Raw genomic sequence first — 15,196 nt, 5'->3', positions numbered from 1 at the left:
TCGCACCCCGTACGCGGCGGGCGTCACCCTTGGTCAGTCGACGGAACAGGCCCACCACCGGTAGCGGTGGTGGGCCTGTCCCGTCTTGCGGTTCTCAGAGTTGGTACTTCAGTTCCGCCGCGATGGTCTGCATCCGCGTCCGGGCACCTTCGTCACGCACCTGGACCGCCGCCAGGCGCCCGAGGTTGTCCAGGACGGGTGCGGCGACCTGGGGCAGGCCCCCGCTTTGAGCGGTTTCGGCGAGGGTCAGGTGCAGCTGGGCGAGCATGGCGACGATCGGGCTGATCCGGCGTGCCTTCTCGAAGTCCGCGATCTCCGCCTTGGCCTGCGCGTAGGTCAACGGCTGGACCGCCAGCGCCCACACCTCGCTCCAGACGAGGTTGACGCTCTGGGCGCGGTACTCGACCGTGTGGCTGCCCTTGCCGACCGTGACCGGGCCCTGGTACTTCGCCCACGCCCCGCCGTCGACCCGGTACTCGACGGCCGCCACGCCCTGGCCGCCCGTCAGCGTGACCGTGCCGAGGCTCACCGCCGTCGTGATCGGGCCGCCGGTGTAGGACAGCGGCTCGACGCTCTCCAACGTCGGCACGACCTTCCGGATCGAGCCGTCGGGCTCGAAGTGCAGCCGGTCGATCGTGGTCTCCCGGTGCATGCCGTCCCCGCCGGGGATGGCGAACCGGTGGTAGGCGATGTACCAGTCGTCGGTCCCGGGCACCTGGACGATCGAGTGGTGGCCGGTCCCGAGGATGCCGCTGCCCGTGTCCTTGGTGAGGATCTCGCCGCGCGAGGTCCACGGGCCGGTCGGGCTCGGGCCGGTGGCGTAGCCGACCCGGTAGTTCTCACTGCGGGTGTCGTCGACGGACCAGGACAGGTAGTAGACCCCGGCCCGCTTGTTCAGGAACAGGCCCTCGCGGAAGTCGGTCAGCCCGCTCAGGGTCCGCTCGGTGCTCTTGTCCAGCGACACCATGTCCGCGTTCAGCTGGGCGATGCGCGGGGTCCCGTTGCCCCACAACAGGTAGCTGCGGCCGTCGTCGTCGGTGAACACGGCCGGGTCGATCTGCTGGGCGTTGTTGTAGTCGGCCTTGCTGACCAACGGCCGGCCCAGCGGCTCGGTGAACGGCCCGAGGGGCGAGTCGGCCACCGCGACGCCGATGTTCTGGTCGGCGGAGAAGTAGAAGTAGTACTTGCCGTCCTTCTCGATCGCGGTCGGCGCCCAGGCCCGGGAGTCGGCCCAGGACACGTCCGGTCCCAGGTCGAGGATCGTGCCGTGCTCGGTCCAGTCGACCAGGTTCTTCGACGACCACACCTTGAACGACGAGCTGCTCCAGCCGGGGAACCCGTCGGTCGTGGCGTAGATGTAGTACGTGTCGCCGAACCGCACGATGTTCGGGTCGGCGTTGAAGCCGGGCAGCACGGGGGAGCGCATCTCCACTGCCCGCACGGTCCACTGGCGTGACGCGCCGTCCTTGGCGGTGACCGTCACCGTGACCGGCTTGGAGTAGTCCTGCGGGCCGGACGGCGTGACCGTCGACCCCGACGCCACGACGAACTGCGGGGCGAGGGTCTTCAGGTCGGTGCCGGGGCGGACCGGCAGCACGACGGTCCCCGCGGCGGTGTCGATCCGCGCGTCGACCTTCAGGCTGTCCAGCCCGACCCCGATGACCCCGGTGGTGTTGCCGCTGAGCTCCGCCACGTCCTGGGCCGACAACGCCCTGGCGTACAGGGAGAAGTCGCGCACCTGGCCCTTGAGGTACTTGTCGGCGGCGTACAGGGACCGGCCGATGTAGTTGGCCGCCGTCCGGCCGCCGCCGATGTCGCCCGGGTCGACGGTGACCCCGGTCTTGGTGCCGACGAGCACGCCGTCGAGGTAGACCTTGGCGGTGTCCGACTTGTCCAGCGTGTAGGTCAGGTTCCGCCAGCCGCCGCGCGGGACGGCCGCCCCGGACGTGACGGTCTGCTCACCGGTCCAGTTGCCCATCGAGATGGACGACCGGTAGTTGTCGCCGGTGGTGAACAGGTAGCCGTCACCCGCGTTGTTGGTCGTGTTGCCCAGGCCCCAGATGAAGTAGGGCGTCGGCTGCGTGGGGTCGATGTTGACGTCCAGCGAGACGGTGATCTCGTCCAGCCCGGCCATGATGTTGTCCGGCAGGCGCACGTGGCCGTTGGAACCGCCCAGCCGCAGCGCGCCGTCCGACCAGGTGGCGTCCCCGGACAGGGTGCCGTTGTAGCCGTTGCCGGACGTGTCGGTCACCTGCGTGCCGCTGGTCTGGTCGAGGTCGTAGTGGGCGACCAGGCCGTTGGCGTCGCGCTTGATCGGCTCCGGCGGGATCGGGCCGTTGAGCGCCTTCAGCAGCGCGGTGTGCTCGGTCGCGGTGACCGGCACGACGGTGCCGTGCCGCGGGCTGGCGGGCAGGTCGAACGCGGCCGGGACGCGCCAGTCGGGCGTCTCGAGGTTCGCCGTGCCCAACGGGATGTAGCCGCGGCCGCCGTACTCGTCCACGAACAGGTAGTACGGGGAGCCGGACTTGTCGCCCGGGTTGGCCTTGAACACCGTCGGGCCCTCGACCGCGGAAGTTCCCGCGTCCCGGCCGATGCAGCCCTTCTGGAACGCCCACGCCGGCGCGCCGGGCAGGTCGATCGCGGTCAGCGAGGTCGCCTTCTCCTGGATGATGTCCGAGCAGCCGGTGCCGCCCGCGCCCTCGTCCTTGGTGAACCGGTAGTAGATCCCGTTGTCCTTGATCACCGTGGAGTCGATGCGCGAGGACCCGCGGTCCTGCCAGATCTTCGGCTCGCTGAACGTCGTGAAGTCGCGCGTGGTGGCGTAGAGCATCCGGTTGTACGTGCTGCCGACGTGCTGCGGGTCGTTCTCCGCGTACAGCTTGGACGCCCAGAACACCACGTACTGCTTGATGGTGTCGTCCCAGTACGCCTCGGGCGCCCACGTGTTGCCCGCCGTGGGCGGGGAGATCTTCACGTGCCGCTGCTCGGACCAGTTCACCAGGTCCGTGGACTCCCACACCTCCAGGTACAGGCTGCCCTGGCGCTGCGCCCGGTCCCAGTCGCCGTCACGGCCGATGGACAGGTCGGTGGCGATGAGGAAGAACCGGTCGCCCTCGGGCGAGCGGATCAGGAACGGGTCCCGCAGGCCCTGCGTGCCCTTGGTGGACGTCAGCACCGGGGCGCCGTTGTTGAGCTCGTCCCACTGCAGGGCGTTGTTGCCGCGACTGGCCGCGAAGTAGATCTTCTCGCCGCTGATGGAGTTGCCGGTGAAGTAGGCGAACGCGTAGCCCGCGTAGGGCTCGACCTTGGGCAGTTGGCGCACGGTCAGGTCGAACGCCCGCGTTGTCGTCGCGGTGCCGACGGTGACGGTCGCGGTGAGGCGGACCGCCGCGTCGCCCGCGCCGTTGGCGGGCCGCGTCACGACCCCGTCCGGCGCGACCACGGCGGGCGCCGAAGACGACCACGCCACGGTCGCGTTGTTCAGGCCCGTGGTCGGCAGGGTGAGGTGCCCGCGCACGTCATCGGCGTGCGCCACGCTCAGCGCGGCGGCGGCCTCCTCCGCCCTGGACCGGTCGCCGGGCATGGGGAGCACAGTGGCCTGGAAGGACCTCTGCGCGGTCAAGCCACCGCGCGTCAGCGTCGCGGTGAGGGTGACGTTGGCCGGGTCGGCGTCCGGCGCGGGCCGCGTGACCTTGCCGCTCGGCGCGATCACGGCGGGGTTGTCGGACGCCCAGGTGATCGTCGAGCCGTACGCCGCCTTGCCGGGCAGTGCCAGGTCGGCGGTGACGGCGGACAGGCCGCCGAGCGCGAGACCGGTGAAGTCGCCCTGCAACCGCTCGGCGTCGCCCAGCGCGATCGCGGCGACCTCGGCGTCGTTCAGCGCCCGGTTGTAGATCCGGAAGTTCTTGACCTTGCCGCGCAGGGTGTTGTCGGCGGCGTAGTTCGACTCGCCGAGCACGTTGCCGGTCGTCGTGCCGTTGCCGATCTGTCCGGGCTGGGTGGTCACCGAGGTGTTGCGCCCGACGGCGACGCCGTCCTCGTAGAGGGTTCCGGTCGTGCCGGTCTGGGTGTAGGTCACCGACTTCCACACGCCCCGGTCGAGCCTGCCGCCGGAGGACCGCGCGGTCACCTGCTCGCCGGACCAGTTGGTCTTCGACGCGGCGGCCCGGAAGTTGTCACCGCTGGCGAACAGGTACCCGTTGCCCGAGGAGGACGTCGCCGGGTTGCCCAGACCCCAGATGAAGTACGGCGTGGCCTGCGCGGGGTCGATCAGCACGTCCACCGAGACGGTGATCGACGACAGCCCGGCGGCGATGTTGTCGGGGATCTTGACGTGGTCGTCCACGCCGTCGAGCGCCAGACCTTCGGAGGCGGACCACGTGCCGCCGGCCACGGTGCCGTTCCTGCCGTTGCCGGAGCTGTCCACAACCACCGAACCCGACGTCTGGTCCAGGTCGTAGCGCAGCACGAGGCCGTCGGTGACGTCCTCCGCCGCGGCGACCGCCGGCTGCGGTATGGCCACTATGCCCCAACACAACGTGACGGCCACGCCCGCGGCCAGTTGTCGGAACATCCGTCTGTCACGGGCAAAGCGCCGCATGCGGTCCTCGCTACGTTGCGATGGTGTTAGCGTTAACATGAGGAGTGTGAGAGCAGGCGCTGGCTATGTCAACAACGTCTGCGGGGTGGAGTGATCGCTAACAGCCGGCGGGCGTCCGGGGCGGGCTTCCGCCCCACGGTCTGCGACGCGACGCGGTGCCCAGTTCCGCCACCTGGTGGCCGGTCTGCATCCACGACATGACCACGGGTGCTGATCGCACGAGGTTCGGTGACTCTGCGCGCGTCAGCTTGCAGTGCAGCGATGTCGCCGGAATGCAGTAGCGCCGTGAGGCGATTCATCACGTTCCGCTGTCGAAACCAGTGGTATTCGCTCTTTCGTGCTCGCATTCCAGGTGAACGGCGAACGTTTCGGCCTGCGACCACCCGTCCCGGCGGGACCTGCGATCCCATTGTTCACGCCCGAATGGGTTAGGCTTGATTCACCTGAAAGATGGGTAACTCTACTCTGAATGCTGCGATAAACCTCATATCGTCCCTCGAAAGTTCTGACGAATGAGGTCGCCATGAGTCTGCAGCGCGTGATCACCGATGAGCAGGATTTGCAGATCGCTCCCGTCTTCGCGCAGCGGATCGACGAGGATGTCGTCCCGAAGGGCAGGCTCCCGGAGAACCCGATGCCCGCGAGCGTCGCGGCGGGCATCGTGCAGTCGAGGCTGTTGCTCGACGGCCGGGCGGCCCTCAACCTCGCCACGTTCTGCACGACGGCCGCCGAGCCGGAGCTGGAGCGGATCTACGCGGACACCGCCTCGATCAACCTCATGAACCGGGAGGAGTACCCGGCCAGCTCCGACATCGAGCAGGAGTGCATCAACGCGCTCGCGAACCTGTGGCACGAGGACGACGGCCGGTTCATCGGCTGCTCCACGAGCGGCAGCTCGGAGGCGGCCATGCTCGCCGGCCTGGCCATGCTGCGCCGCTGGCGGGAGCGGGGCGGCACCGGCAGGCCCAACATGGTGTTCGGCAGCCACGTCCACGTCTGCTGGCCGAAGTTCTGCAACTTCTGGGACGTGGAAGCGCGGATGGTGCCGCTCGCGGAGGGCCGCACGATCCTCGACCCGGCGCTCACCGCCGAGGCGGTGGACGAGAACACGATCGGCGTCGTCGCGGTGCTCGGCAGCACGCAGGACGGGCGCTACGACCCGGTCGCGGAGATCGCGGCCGCCCTCGACGGCGTGGCGGCCGACCGGGGCGTCGACGTGCCGCTGCACGTCGACGCGGCGAGCGGCGGGTTCGTCGCGCCGTTCCTCGACGTCGACTTCGCCTGGGACTTCGCACTGCCGAGGGTGGTGTCGATCAACGCGTCCGGCCACAAGTTCGGCCTCGTCTTCCCGGGCTCCGGTTGGTGCCTGTGGCGCGATCCCGAGTACCTGCCCGAGTCGCTCATCTTCGACTGCAACGTGCTCGGCGGCCACCACCCGACGTTCACGCTGAACTTCTCCCGGCCCGCATCCGGCGTGATCGCCCAGTACTACCAGTTCCTGCGCAACGGGCTCGCCGGCTACCAGATGATCGCGCAGCGGTGCCAGGAGGTCGCGCGGCAGGTCGCGAAGGGCGTCCAGGCCGTCGGGCCGTTCGAGGTCATCAGCGACGGCGAGGACCTGCCGGTGGTGGCGTTCCGCCTGCGCGACCCGGAGGACGTGGGCTTCACCGTGTACCACCTGTCCGAGGCGCTCAAGAGCGACGGCTGGCACGTGCCCGCGTACAGCCTGCCGCCGAACCTGGAGCACGTGCACGTGCTCCGCGTCGTGTGCCGGCAGGGGTTCACGCTCGACCTCGCGTCGAAGTTCTTGGAGAGCCTCGCCAAGCACAGCGAACGGCTGTCCGGCCACCCGTTCCCGCTGCCCGAGGCGACCGCGCTGACGTTCACGGACTGACGCCGTGGTCACGATCTCGGAACTGGAGACCGACCCCTACCCGGCCTACGCGCGGCTGCGCCGGGAGGAGCCGGTGAGCTGGGTGCCGGAGGCACGCCAATGGCTGGTGACCGGCTGGCACGACGTGCTCGCGGTCCTGACGGACGCGGAGCGGTTCACCACGGACCAGCCGGCGTCGCCGCTGCACGGCCTGTGCGGCGGGACGCCCATGCTGTTGCGGGAGGGCGAGTCGCACCAGGACGTGCGGGAGGCGTTCCGGCACGACCGCGACGCCCACCGGGTGAACGACTACGTGGACACGATCGTCCGACCGGTCGCGCACGAGGTCGCCGACGACGTGTTCACGTCCGGCCGCGCCGACCTGGCCGCGGACTACTTCGAGCCGGTCGCGGCGATCGCCGAGGCCACGCTGCTCGGGGTCGGCCCCGCCGGCGCGGACACGTTGCGCCGGTGGGGAAGGGCGCTGACCAAGGTGGCGAACAACTTCGGGCGCGACCCGGCGGTGGACGCCGACGCGGCCGCGGTGATGGCCGACGACGCGGCCGTGACCGCGGTCGTCCGGCGGCTGCGGGAGCAGCCGGACGGGTCGGTGATCTCCCACCTGCTGCACGCGAACCGGCGGCGTGGCGACGCCCGAACGGACGCCGACGTGCTGCCGGTGTTGAAGCACATCGCGCTGAGCGCGATCGAGCCCGGCTGGCTGGCGGGCTGGACGCTGGTGGCGTTGTGGTCCGCGCCGGACCAGTTCGCCGCGGTCCGCGCGGACCGGGCGCTGCTCGGCGCGGCGGTGTACGAGGCGCTGCGGTGGAGCGGTCCGGTCGGCGTGCTGGGCAGGCGCACGACCCGGGCGGTGACGCTGGGCGGGCGGGAGATCCCGGCGGGCAGCACGATCGCGGCGGCCATCGCCTCGGCCAACCGGGACGAGGCGGAGTTCACCGACCCGGACCGGTTCGACCTGCACCGCGACGTCCGCATGCACCTCGGGTTCGGCGCCGGGCCGCACGACTGCCCGGCGCACCCGCTGGTCACCGCCGTGGCGCGCACCGCGCTGGACGTGCTGTTCGAGCGGATGCCCGGTGTGCGGCCGGCGCCGGGTTGGCGCGCGGCGCCGCACGGCTGGAAGCTGCGGCTGCCGGGGTCGCTCGACGCGGTGTGGGACGCGGCGGCGAGGAGGGCGTCATGACCGGATCGACGGCGGAGGGCTCCCTGCTCGCGGAGCTCGACGCCGACCCGTACCCGGTGTACGCGCGGCTGCGGGCGGAACAGCCCGTGTCCCTGCTGCCGGAGGCGGACCAGTGGCTCGTGGCGCGCTGGGACGACGTCCAGCGGGTGCTCACCGACTCCGGGACGTTCACCACGGACATCCCGGCCGCGCCCGTCGTCCGGCTCTGCGGCGGGCCGCCGTTGATGAACCGGAACGGCGCCGCGCACCAGGACCTGCGGGAGGCGATCGAGCCGGACTACGCACCGCACCGCGTCAACGACCACGTGGACGCCATCGTCCGGCCGTGGGCGGAGAAGGTCATCGCCGGGCTGGCCCCGGCCGGGCGCGCGGAGCTGGTGTCGGCGTACTTCGAGCCCGTCGCCACGCTGTCGCACGCCGAGCTGTCCGGTGTGGACATCGCGGATGCCGGCCGGCTGCGGTGGTGGGGCATCGCGCTCATCGACGCGCTCACCGACTTCAGCCGCGACCCGGCGAAGGAGACCGCGGTGGCGGACGCGATGGCGGACATGGACGACGTCCTCAGGCGCGCGCTGGCACGGGTGCGGGCCACGCCGGACCGTTCGGTGCTGTCGCACGCGGTGCACGCCCACCGCCCCACCGGCGAACCCCGGTCGGACGCGGACGTGCTTCCGGTGATCAAGCAGCTCGCGCAGGCACAGCTGCAGGCGGGCTGGGTCGGCGCGTGGACGCTGAGCGCGCTGCTCGCCGACCGCGACGTGCTCGCCGAGGTGGCGGACCAGCGGTGGCTCGTCGGCGCCGCGGTCAACGAAGCACTGCGGTGGACTCCGCCGCTGGGCAACGTGACCAGGCGGACCACCCGTGCGGTGACGCTCGGCGGCGCGGACGTCCCGGCCGGGGCGATGCTGTCGGTGAGCGTGGCGTCGGCGAACCGGGACGAGCGCGTGTTCGACGATCCGGACCGGTTCGACGTGCACCGCGATGTCCGGACGAACCTGGGGTTCGGTGCGGGGCCGCACGGGTGCCCGGCGTTCGCGTTCGTCATGGCCATCGCGCGCACGTCGGTGGACGTGCTGCTGGACCGGCTGCCGGACGTGCGGTCCGCACCCGACTGGCGGTCGGCACCACACGGCTGGAAGCTGCGCCTGCCGGGCCCGCTGAACGTCGTCTGGTGACCACGCCCACTTGACCGGTCGGCCACGGGCACCGGCCCCGCGTACCAGTACGGGGCCGGTGCCCGTGGCCGGGCCGTGACCGGCAGGCCGCCGGTGATCATGACGTGCGCGTGGAGCCGGTGCACCAGCCGTGATTTTTGACGTCGCCGACGCCGGCACTCCTCCTGTCGCATTCGTGGCCGCGCGGCGGCGGGTTTCGCATTGCGCGGCCACGTTTGCACAGATTCCCGACCGGAATGTCAAGCACTGTTGTCGGCGCAGACCGGCACGACCGGGCGGTCCAAGAATTTGAGCAAGTGGTCAATCGACTAGTGCTGATGTGATGTAGATCATGCGTCAGGTGGCTGACTCGTGCAGGTGGATCACTGGGTACGCTGGCCTTTCAGAGGAAAAGGACTGGTGAAAGCGGGACGTGTCTTCCAACGGGTGCCGCTATGACAGCCACAGCCGCCCTCGTCGCCCGGGTGGCAAGGCCCGAAGTGAGCCCAGACCCTTGATCACCACACCCCTCGGCGCAGAAGGAGTCTCATGACCACCCGCAGGGCCTTCGGATCCCTCGTGGCCGGAGCCGCACTCGCGGCACTCGCTCCGGCGTTGACCGCGAACGCCTCGCCCGGCCGTCGTCGCGGCCGACTGATCGCGGCTGACGACTTCCGGCGCGGACTCGGCCAGTGGGCCACCGAGTTGCAGGACGGCGGCACGGTGAAAGCCGAGCGCGGGGCGCTGGAGATCGACGTGCCGAGCGGTGCGACGGTCTGGTTCCGGCGCAGGCTCGAAGGGCCGTACGTCCTCGCGTACACCGCCACCCCGGTCTCTGCCGGCGGCGTCAACGACCGCGTGTCGGACCTCAACAACTTCTGGAACGCCCTCGACGTGCGGTCTCCGGACGACCTGTTCGCCACCGCGCGGGGCGGCGCGCTCGCGGAGTACGACTACCTGAAGACGTATTACGTGGGCTACGGCGCCAATTACAACACCTCGACGCGGCTGCGCCGTTACATCGGCGAGGCGGGCGTACGGCCGCTGATCTACGACTACGCGGAGCCGCTGCTCGTCGCGAACGAGCCCAACCGCGTCAGGATCGTCTCGGACGGCTCCACGGTGCAGTGGTGGAACAACGGGCGGCTCATCTTCGACTACGCCGACCCGGAGCCGTACACCAGCGGGCACTTCGCCTTCCGCACGACCTGGAGCCACTTCCGGATCGCGGACTTCCGGGTGTGGCGACTGTCGGACAGCCACTGACCGCCCGCCGACCTGCGAAACAGGTTCGGCGGGCGATCTTGTCAGGCGGAGGGTGCCGAGCTCCCGCTCTTCGGGGCGCGACACCCTCACGTTGAACCGCGCACGACGGAGTCACGTCGTGTGCGGTGCCGGTTCACAGGGCGAGCCGTGGCCAGGATTCCGTATCGCGCAACAGCTGCCGGTCGTGCGTGGCGATCACCACCGCGGCCGGGGTGGACCCGAGCGCGGCGGTCAGCTCGTCGACGAGCGCGGCCGACAGGTGGTTGGTCGGCTCGTCCAGCAGCAACACGTGCGGGCGGCAGGCCGGCACCAGTGCCAGGTCCAGCCGCCTCCGGGCGCCGACCGACAGCTCGGCCACCGGCCGGTGCCCGTCGTACCCGTCGAGCAGGCCCAACTCACCCAGCCCCGGTCCGGGCACACCCGACCGGGCGAGCTGTTCGTCGTACAGCTCCACCGCCGTGCGCCGGCCCGGCGGGTCGGACTCCTGGCCCAACCGCCCGACCCGCACCGACCGGGCGCGGGTGACCGTGCCCGCGCTCGGCTCCAGGTCGCCGGCCAGCACAGTCAGCAGCGTCGACTTGCCCGCGCCGTTGGGCCCGGTGACCACCAGCCGGTCCCCGGCGTCCAGCGCCAGGTCGACCGGGCGCGCGAGCCTCGCGGTCACGGTCACCGCGGCGGCCCGCAGCAGGGTCGCACCGCGGTGCTCGGGCAGATCGGGCATGGCGAACCGGGCCGGCGGTGACGGGACCGCCACCACGTGCGCGGTCAGCTCCTCCTGCCGTCGGTGCACGGCCCGGACCAGGCCGGGCGCGCGGGTGGCGCGGGTGTGCTTGCCGTACCCCTTGGCGGGCCGCCAGTTGTCGCGCAACCGGTTCTGCGCCGCGGACAGGTCGTCGGCCAGGCGCTGCCGCTCGGCGACCTGCTCGGCGTGCAGCGCCTCCCACCGGGCACGCTCGGCTCGGCGGGCCTCGGCATAGGCGGTGTAGCCACCGCCGTAGACCCGCGGCCGATCGTCGCTGGACGGGTCGAGGTCGATCACCGAGGTGGCCACATCGGTGAGCAGCGCCCGGTCGTGGCTGACCAGCACGACCACGCTCGGGTGGGCGCGCAGCCGCTCGGTGAGGTGGTCGAGCCCGCCCGCGTCGAGGTGGTTGGTCGGTTCGTCGAGCAGCAGCACGGAGTGCCCGGCGCCGAGCAGGCAGGCCAGCCGCACCCGGTGGCGCTGCCCGACCGAGAGGGTGCCGAGCGGGCGAGTGCGGTCGTCGACGGCGTTCAGCGCGGCCGGCGAGACCTCGACCCGCCTGTCGGCGTCCCACGCGTCGAGCGCCTCGGCCTCCGCGAGCGCGGCGGCGTAGGCGTCGTCCGCGCCAGGACGGCCGTCGGCGAGCGCGGCGGTGGTGCCCTCCAGGCGGGTCAGAGCGCCGCGCACGGCGGCCAGTTCGAGGTCGATCAGGGTGCCGACGGTGTCGGTGGCGCCGAGCGGGATCTGCTGGTCGGCGACGCCGATCGAGCCCGCGCGGTGCACTTCGCCGCGGTCGACGGGCAGGTCGCCGGCGAGCACCCGGAGCAGGGTGGTCTTGCCGCGACCGTTCTCACCGACGACGGCGACGCGGTCACCGGCGGCGGCGACGAGGTCGACCCCGGCGAGCACGGCCGTCCGCCGAAGGAGACGTGGACGCCGGACATGCGGACGTGCGCCGCGCGCACAAGGGCGGGCGAAAGGTGGGACGACATGAAGGAACTGCCTCCACGAGAGGTGATGAGCAGAAAGGACGAAGTCCGGTACGCGGCTCGCGGTACCGGTGGAGGCGTTGTCCCTCAGAGGAAGAACAGGTGCTGCATCACGATCACCAGGGTAGGACAACCCCCGTGATCCGCGCATCCGGATTCCGCCTGACAGGTGTGGTCCTGCGGGCGGGGGTGTTCCCGCACCGCGCTGATCCCTCGTATCCCCTGGTCGCCGGGGCGTGACGCCGGAATTGTCGGTGTCGCTCGATAGCGTGCGCGCAGTTCATGTGAAGGGGGAGGGAACGCATGTCTGCCACGACGTACCTGGAGCTGTCCGAAACCGGCGGTGGCGCGCACAAGTTCTACGAGGTGCGGGTCGACGACACCGAGGTCACCATCGTCTACGGGCGCATCGGGGAACAGGGGCAGGTCAGGAGAGCGACCTTCGCCGACCACGCCAAGGCGCTCAAGGCGGCCGAGAAGAAGATCGGCGAGAAGGTGCGCAAGGGTTACGCCCCCGCCGTCAAGGGGGTGCGCCAGAGCCGGCCGGTGAGCCGGCGGCAGATCGTCAGCACCCGCTCGACCGCCCACCAGGCGCCGGTGCTGTGGCGGTTCGCCTCCGGGGCCCCGGCGTTCGGGATCTTCATCGGCGAGGACCACGCCTGGGTCGGCAACGAGAAGGGCGATGTCTACACCCTCACCCACGACGGCCGGGTCACCGGGCGGTTCGGGTTGCCCGACTCCGTCAAGTGCATCGTGGCCGACGACTTCTGGATCTACGCGGGGTGTGACGACGGCCAGGTGTACGACCTCGGCGCCAAGGTGCCCCGGGTGGCCTACGAGATCGCCGACGACGTCGACATCTACTGGCTCGACATCCACGACGGCGTGCTCGGCGTGTCCGACCGGCAAGGTCGGGTGACCGTGGTGGACCACGAGGACGAGTTCCAGTGGTCGGTCCCGGCCACCGGCGACAGCGCCTGGATGGTCCGCTGCTCGGCGGAAGGTGTTTTCCACGGCCACTCCCGGGGCGTCACCCACTACACCGGCCGCGGTCACCGGGCGTGGCACGCCGACACCGTCGGCCAGGTGCTGTTCGGCTGGCAGGAGCGCACCGAGGTCTTCGCGGGCACCAGTCGTGGCCGGGTGCACCGGTTCGCCAAGTCGGACGGGCGCGAGACGGGCAACTACCGCTGCGACGCACCCGTGTTCTCCTGCGCGACGTCGCCCGACGGCGAGTTCGTCTTCGCGGGCGACAACCAGTCCTCCGTGTACTGCTTCGCCGCCGACGGGACCCGGCTGTGGAAGCTCGCCACCGGGTGCGGCTCGGCGTTCTCCATGCAGTACCGCGACGAGCGGCTCTACCTGGTGACGACGGACGGTTCGCTCGCCTGCCTCGACGCCAGCCCGGCCGCCGTGCGCGCGGCCGAGCAGGGGCAGCTCCCGCAGCGCCAGGACATCAAGGCAGGCAGCATCGACCGCGTCGAGGCGACCGCCGAGGTCGAGGTCGTCTCGCACGTCGCCCCGGGCGAGGGCGTCGTCGTCGAGTGCGTGCAGGATGGCGGCCGGCTCAGGGTGCACGTCGTCTCGGACGGGTACGACCGCACGTGGGGCGTGCAGTTCCCCAAGAACATCCGCGTGCCCGGCGCCCGGTACCTGGTCGCCGAGGTGCTCACCTCGGCCGGCGGGTCGTTCTACCGCACCCGCGGCGAGATCAAGCGCCTCCGTTGACCGGCGCCGGAACAACTCGTTCCCGACCACACCACGGGGGCGTAGCGGCGGTCGGCGACGCGTTCCTCCACCGGGATCAGAGCGTTGTCGGTCCCTTCGGAAACAGGACTCTGGCGGCTTACATGGGCAGTCAACCTGTTCCCACAGTGCTGCTCCCATACGGCTGGTCGAGTGTGAGCGGCAGTGACGTCCGCATCTCACACGTGATGGACAGGAGGCTGAAGTGGCCGAGACGACGGTGGCCGAGGTGATGGCGGAGCTGGCCGCGCTCGAGGACCCGAAGGCACGCGAGGTGAACGAGAGACACGGTGACGATCACGGTGTGAACCTCGGCAAACTGCGCGCGCTCGCGAAGCGGCTGAAAACGCAGCAGGAACTCGCGCGCCGGCTCTGGGAGACGGCTGACACCGCGGCGAGACTGCTGGCGATCCTGATCTGCCGCCCGAAGGCGTTCGAGCGTGACGAGTTGGACGTCATGTTGCGCGAGGCGCGCACCCCCAAGGTGCACGACTGGCTCGTGAACTACGTGGTGAAGAAGAGCCCGCACTCCGAAGAGCTGCGCCTGGCCTGGTCCGCCGATCCGGATCCGGTGGTCGCGAGTGCCGGCTGGGCGCTGACCACCGAACGCGTGGCGAAGAAGCCCGAGGGCCTCCACCTCGCGGGACTGCTCGACGTCATCGAGGCGGAGATGAAAGACGCCCCGGATCGCCTGCAGTGGGCGATGAACCACTGCCTGGCGCAGATCGGGATCGAGCACGCCGAGCACCGCGCCCGTGCAATCGACATCGGCGAGCGCCTGGAGGTGCTCAAGGACTACCCGACGCCCCCGAACTGCACGTCTCCGTTCGCGCCCATCTGGATTGCCGAGATGGTGCGCCGACAGCACGACAAGTAGGAAGGTTCGTGCCCACGCTCGTGCCGCTACCCGTCAGAACGCGGCAAGGGACGACCTGTCCCTGGACGAGCGCCCACCAGACGCCGTGTCGCCTGCGGGCATCGGGCACCACCGCCCCGTGACGCGGTGCCCTGAATCTCAGTCGAGCACGGCGAACGCCTCGACCTCGACGAGCACGTCGGGCTCGAACAGGTAGTCGACGCCGATCGCCGACACGGGCGGCAACGGCTGCGGGATCCCGAGTTCGTCTGCGACGCGCTCGATGCCTGCGATGAAGTCGTGGTACTTGTCCGGGCTCCAGTGCGTGACGAAGAACCGGAGGCGTACGACGTCGGCGAAGTTCGCTCCGGCGCCGGCCAGGCCGCGCGCCGTGTTGCGCAGCGCGTGCGCGACCTGCCCGGTGAGGTCACCTGTCGCGACCGGGTTCCCCTCGGCGTCGCGCGCGATCTGGCCGGCCACGTGCACCTGACGAGCACCCGTGCTGATCGAGACGTGGTGGTACGGAACGGGGGCGAACATGCCCTCCGGGGTCAGCAACTGCACTGCCATGGGTTGTCCCTTCACTGTCGGAGTAGGTATCCAATGTCTACCTGGTATCTGAAGGGAACTTCAACGAGACTAGTAGTACTTTGTTAAGTTTCGGCGTGTCGAGTTGATTGGCCATTGTGGATGGTGGTTCGGTTGCGGGGTGACTCCGGAGGAGATTGAGCGGGTGCGGCCCCGGCTGGTGGAGTTCGCTGCGCAG

Annotated in this window: 8 protein-coding genes and 1 pseudogene; 6 read left to right on the top strand and 3 right to left on the bottom strand. The window is 70.6% G+C overall.

The window, feature by feature from the left end; translation table 11 throughout:
• Nucleotides 1–94 precede the first annotated feature (94 nt).
• On the bottom strand, nucleotides 95–4,522 hold the full coding sequence (locus tag FM051_RS28300; protein ID WP_238412701.1) for a family 43 glycosylhydrolase: 4,428 nt from the start codon (nucleotides 4,520–4,522) through the stop codon (nucleotides 95–97).
• A 601-nt stretch (nucleotides 4,523–5,123) separates the two neighbouring features.
• Between FM051_RS28300 and gad the strand changes: the two genes are divergently transcribed.
• From gad to FM051_RS28280, 4 genes are all read left to right on the top strand, one after another.
• Nucleotides 5,124–6,494, top strand: coding sequence for a glutamate decarboxylase (gene gad, locus FM051_RS28295; protein ID WP_158848604.1), 1,371 nt, complete (start codon nucleotides 5,124–5,126; stop codon nucleotides 6,492–6,494).
• 4 nt (nucleotides 6,495–6,498) lie between these two features.
• Nucleotides 6,499–7,677 (top strand): cytochrome P450, encoded by a 1,179-nt coding sequence (locus tag FM051_RS28290; protein ID WP_158848602.1) that lies wholly within the window; start codon nucleotides 6,499–6,501, stop codon nucleotides 7,675–7,677.
• A complete protein-coding gene (locus FM051_RS28285) occupies nucleotides 7,674–8,852 on the top strand; it encodes a cytochrome P450 (protein ID WP_158848600.1) in 1,179 nt (392 codons plus the stop codon). The genes FM051_RS28290 and FM051_RS28285 overlap by 4 nt, the downstream gene beginning before the upstream one ends.
• A gap of 528 nt (nucleotides 8,853–9,380) precedes the next feature.
• Nucleotides 9,381–10,097 (top strand): DUF6250 domain-containing protein, encoded by a 717-nt coding sequence (locus tag FM051_RS28280; RefSeq protein ID WP_158848598.1) that lies wholly within the window; start codon nucleotides 9,381–9,383, stop codon nucleotides 10,095–10,097.
• Between the two features lie 133 nt (nucleotides 10,098–10,230).
• Here FM051_RS28280 and FM051_RS28275 read toward each other — a convergent pair.
• A pseudogene (locus FM051_RS28275) lies at nucleotides 10,231–11,831 on the bottom strand (ATP-binding cassette domain-containing protein).
• Nucleotides 11,832–12,131: 300 nt separating this feature from the next.
• On the opposite strand from FM051_RS28275, the gene FM051_RS28270 reads away from it, so the two are divergent.
• Both FM051_RS28270 and FM051_RS28265 read left to right on the top strand, forming a co-directional pair.
• Nucleotides 12,132–13,556 carry a WGR domain-containing protein gene (locus tag FM051_RS28270; RefSeq protein WP_158848596.1) on the top strand — a complete coding sequence of 475 codons (1,425 nt, stop codon included), beginning with the start codon at nucleotides 12,132–12,134 and terminating at the stop codon, nucleotides 13,554–13,556.
• A 223-nt stretch (nucleotides 13,557–13,779) separates the two neighbouring features.
• A complete protein-coding gene (locus FM051_RS28265; RefSeq protein WP_238412700.1) occupies nucleotides 13,780–14,451 on the top strand; it encodes a DNA alkylation repair protein in 672 nt (223 codons plus the stop codon).
• Nucleotides 14,452–14,589: 138 nt separating this feature from the next.
• Here FM051_RS28265 and FM051_RS28260 read toward each other — a convergent pair whose 3' ends face one another.
• Nucleotides 14,590–15,000 carry a RidA family protein gene (locus FM051_RS28260; RefSeq protein WP_158848594.1) on the bottom strand — a complete coding sequence of 137 codons (411 nt, stop codon included), beginning with the start codon at nucleotides 14,998–15,000 and terminating at the stop codon, nucleotides 14,590–14,592.
• Nucleotides 15,001–15,196 lie beyond the last annotated feature (196 nt).

Source organism: Saccharothrix deserti (assembly GCF_009769385.1).
Taxonomy (GTDB): Bacteria; Actinomycetota; Actinomycetes; order Mycobacteriales; family Pseudonocardiaceae; genus Actinosynnema; species Actinosynnema deserti.
Note: the sequence above shows the minus strand (reverse complement) of the source record. Positions and strands in the feature narration are given on the sequence as shown.

Excerpts from the sequence above, each read along its gene's own strand:
- gad (WP_158848604.1), top strand. The coding sequence starts at position 5,124 with ATGAGTCTGCAGCGCGTGATCACCGATGAGCAGGATTTGCAGATCGCT.
- FM051_RS28285 (WP_158848600.1), top strand. The coding sequence starts at position 7,674 with ATGACCGGATCGACGGCGGAGGGCTCCCTGCTCGCGGAGCTCGACGCC.
- FM051_RS28280 (WP_158848598.1), top strand. The coding sequence starts at position 9,381 with ATGACCACCCGCAGGGCCTTCGGATCCCTCGTGGCCGGAGCCGCACTC.
- FM051_RS28270 (WP_158848596.1), top strand. The coding sequence starts at position 12,132 with ATGTCTGCCACGACGTACCTGGAGCTGTCCGAAACCGGCGGTGGCGCG.
- FM051_RS28260 (WP_158848594.1), bottom strand. The coding sequence starts at position 15,000 with ATGGCAGTGCAGTTGCTGACCCCGGAGGGCATGTTCGCCCCCGTTCCG.